This is a genomic window from Endozoicomonas sp. ONNA2 (assembly GCF_024606365.1).
Classification (GTDB): Bacteria; Pseudomonadota; Gammaproteobacteria; order Pseudomonadales; family Endozoicomonadaceae; genus Endozoicomonas.
The window spans coordinates 1-3,075 of sequence record NZ_JAHHPO010000452.1 but is presented as its reverse complement, the minus strand read 5'-3'; the positions used below and the strand labels follow the sequence as shown (position 1 = coordinate 3,075).

The following is a 3,075-nucleotide window of genomic DNA, read 5'->3' as shown; positions in this document are numbered from 1 at the left end:
TCATGGGCCTGATGCTGGCCTCTGCCAGCACCGGGGCTTTGGTGATTACCCTGCAGGACCTGGTCAGCGGACTGACCGCCACCATTTTGGCCACCGGTTCCGGTCTGGCTTTGCAGGTTTGTCTCTATCTGTTTGCCCGCCATCACAATCACCGGGTCCGTTGGTTTGCCCATGGCCTGCTGGGACTTTCGGTACTGGTCACCGCCTGGTATATGGAAGCCACCTGGCAACAGCACCAGAGCGAACAGCTGACCCGCCAACAGCAACAACTGAACCAGTTGAACCAGCAAATTGAGATCCTGCTGGCCAGCGCCGAACAGGACACCGGCAATCAGTACCGGGCCCGGGGGCTGAATACCCTGGATAACCTGGAAGATCTCTATCAGCGCCGGGATACCCTGCTGGCCAACCTGCAGCAACAGAACCAGGGCGCTGCCACGGAGCTGAATGGTCAGCCTCTGTTTGTTCAGAATGATACGCTCCGGTTATCACTGTTTTTGGTTTTGGCCCTGATGATAGATTTGGCCGCCATTATCGCCCTGCAGCCGGACCAGGTTTACCGGGAATCTTGCCCATCACTGCCGGAACCGGCAGAAAGCAGCGCCGATCCGGAGCCTTCTATTTTGGAGGTTATTATGGAACGGATCAGAAATGGGGATTATGGAGAGTATGTTCCGGTGAAACAGATTGTGGAAAGTGAGCCTATCCGCCATCCGGAGCTGAAATCCGGTCTGGAGCAATTGCTGGATGAGGGAGTGATCAGCAAGGTGGGGAACCGGTATCGTCATTTGGGGTTTGAACGACAGGGAGAGCTTTATTAATAGTATTTTTAAAAGTGCTTTTAGGAGTACTATTATTAACTCTCAATAAACAACCACAAAAGGAGCCGCTCATGGCCAATGTTCACCCTATTCTGGCGGATTTGAGTGCAGGCATATCGGAACTGAAGCGAGATCCCATGGGCGTCATTAACGCCGGTCACGGTGAGGCGGTTGCCATTCTCAACCGTAACGAACCGGTGTTTTATGCCGTACCGGCCAAACTTTACGAGGCATTGCTGGACATTGCCGATGATCTTGCGCTGGCAAAAATTGTAGAGGAACGTCAAGGGCAGAAAGAGATTCCGGTAAATATTGATGATTTATAATCTTGTTTTTCTTGATGATGCCTGGAAAGAGTGGAATAAACTGGACGCTTCAATTCGCAACCAATTCCAGAAAAAACTGAAAGAACGGCTGAAATCGCCACACGTCCCTAAAGACAGACTTTCAGGCATGAAAAACTGTTACAAAATCAAACTGGTGAAAGCGGGTTATCGTCTGGTTTATCAGGTGATTGATGACAAGATTAAAGTGTCTGTCATTGGTGTGGGCAAACGGGAAGGAAACGCTGCTTATGACACGGCCAGGAACCGGATTGTAGAGTGAAATTGGCACCACTCTTTACCCGGTTTATTTTCCGGGAATCCCGCCCATCCTAAGGTGTGGAACCAGTATCGTCACCTGAGGTTTGATAAGCCGGAAGAACTTTGTGTAAATTAGTTGCAAAGTGCTACAATTTTGTTCAAAAGCATCAAACGGCAAAGGAGCAACCAATGGCAAATAAACCTCTGAGACTTGATGCAGAACTGGTTGATGCCGCCAAACGGGTAGGAAAAATAAAAAAACGTTCAGCCGCAAAACAAATGGAGTACTGGGCAACCCTTGGCAGGGCAGCAAAGGACAATCCTGATTTGCCTATTGACTTTATTGAAGAGGTTATGGAAGCGGAAGAAGAACGCAAGGCGGGTTTATTAACGGAGTACCGCTTTGGATAGGCAACTGCGGATATTTGAAACCCCCCATTTCCAACGGGCAGTGAAAAGACTTAAAGCCAATCAGAAAACGGACCTTGATATTGCCATTAAAAAGATTGCCGATAATCCGGCTATTGGCAGTCTGAAGAAAGGCAACCTTAGCCATGTCAGGGTCTATAAATTCAACATGGTGGGCCAACTACCCTTGCTGGCGTATCATTTTGAAGCTAAAGAGCTGATATTGGAACTGTTACACGTTGGTTCCCACGAAAATTTTTATCGGAATCTGGAGAATCAGGAACGGAGACGAGATTGATTAATAAATTTGGCTTACTACTGTTTGGGTAATTTTCGGGAGAGGTAATTAACCAGGTTCACCAGAGAATTCCTGGAGTAACTCTCGCTGGTGATGTAATCCAGTTTCTGGTTGATGGTGTTCAATGTCTTGAGAATCCGGTCATCGGTTTGATAGTCAACGGCCTCAAACATATTCACCGGTTTTTCATGGGTATGCTTCTTGAAATCCATGGAAACATTATCCATATCCAAAGTATGCATCAATCGTCTGACAATTTCCGAGTTCAGTGATCGGCCATTAGCTTTTGCCACCTTCTGCAACTCCTGTCGTAAATCCCAGGAAATCCGGATAGAGAGCTGCTTGGGTTCCAATGAGTTATCTTTGCCCATAATAAAACCATTGTATGCAAAGTGAATTATTCAGGTTCCTGTTAAACACTTTGTAATTTATTAGAACTATTTATAATTTTCATGGACACAAAAAAACGGCATACATTGCAAATAACTACTAAAATACACGACAGTTCGTATTTTTGGGTTGGATCATCATGTTTTGTCACAAATTGGACTACTGCCCACTGGATAAACTGATGACAGTGGTCAATGTACTGGAAATCAATGCAACCGGATCCGGAGTCAAGATCCGCTTTACCTATCCCCAGATTTTGCTCTGGAGCGGTGATTTTTTTGGGTATGACGACCGGATTCGGATCACTGACCTGGTAGATGGTCATTCAGAGAATGAGTCTTTGGAAAACATCAGGCAGAAGCTATCGACCATACGCGCCTGGGAGCAAAGAAAAGCTGTTGATGGCATTGCTCCAGTTATCCCGGAGAATTATTTGTGATAATGGACAACAACTGTTTTCTATCTTCAGGTGACAGACACCGCACCAGTTCAACCACCGCCCTTTCCATCAGCTCTTTTGGTGGTCGTGTGTCGTGTTTATAGGCCAGACTCATGACAAAACCGGCATCACACA

The 3,075-nt window shown here is 46.8% G+C and carries 7 protein-coding genes; 6 read left to right on the top strand and 1 reads right to left on the bottom strand.

All coding sequences use genetic code 11. The features are described 5' to 3' along the window. From KDK14_RS08165 to KDK14_RS08145, 5 genes are all read left to right on the top strand, one after another. Positions 1-821, top strand: an 821-nt coding sequence (locus tag KDK14_RS08165; protein WP_257264597.1) for a hypothetical protein, incomplete at its 5' end; no start/stop codon positions are given. A 71-nt stretch (positions 822-892) separates the two neighbouring features. Beyond that, positions 893-1,147 carry a type II toxin-antitoxin system Phd/YefM family antitoxin gene (locus tag KDK14_RS08160; protein WP_257264596.1) on the top strand — a complete coding sequence of 85 codons (255 nt, stop codon included), beginning with the start codon at positions 893-895 and terminating at the stop codon, positions 1,145-1,147. Continuing rightward, positions 1,137-1,427, top strand: a complete 291-nt coding sequence (locus KDK14_RS08155) for a type II toxin-antitoxin system RelE/ParE family toxin (protein WP_257264595.1) — start codon at positions 1,137-1,139, stop codon at positions 1,425-1,427. The genes KDK14_RS08160 and KDK14_RS08155 overlap by 11 nt, the downstream gene beginning before the upstream one ends. A gap of 167 nt (positions 1,428-1,594) precedes the next feature. Then, positions 1,595-1,816, top strand: a complete 222-nt coding sequence (locus tag KDK14_RS08150) for a ParD-like family protein (protein ID WP_257264594.1) — start codon at positions 1,595-1,597, stop codon at positions 1,814-1,816. Beyond that, positions 1,809-2,111, top strand: coding sequence for a type II toxin-antitoxin system RelE/ParE family toxin (locus KDK14_RS08145; protein ID WP_257264593.1), 303 nt, complete (start codon positions 1,809-1,811; stop codon positions 2,109-2,111). The genes KDK14_RS08150 and KDK14_RS08145 overlap by 8 nt, the downstream gene beginning before the upstream one ends. A 17-nt stretch (positions 2,112-2,128) precedes the next feature. Here KDK14_RS08145 and KDK14_RS08140 read toward each other — a convergent pair whose 3' ends face one another. Beyond that, entirely contained in the window at positions 2,129-2,482 is a 354-nt protein-coding gene (locus tag KDK14_RS08140; RefSeq protein ID WP_257264592.1) for an Arc family DNA-binding protein, read from the bottom strand. A 200-nt stretch (positions 2,483-2,682) separates the two neighbouring features. Between KDK14_RS08140 and KDK14_RS08135 the strand changes: the two genes are divergently transcribed. After that, complete coding sequence (locus KDK14_RS08135; RefSeq protein WP_257264591.1) at positions 2,683-2,940, top strand: hypothetical protein; 258 nt, start codon at positions 2,683-2,685, stop codon at positions 2,938-2,940. Positions 2,941-3,075: the final 135 nt, after the last annotated feature.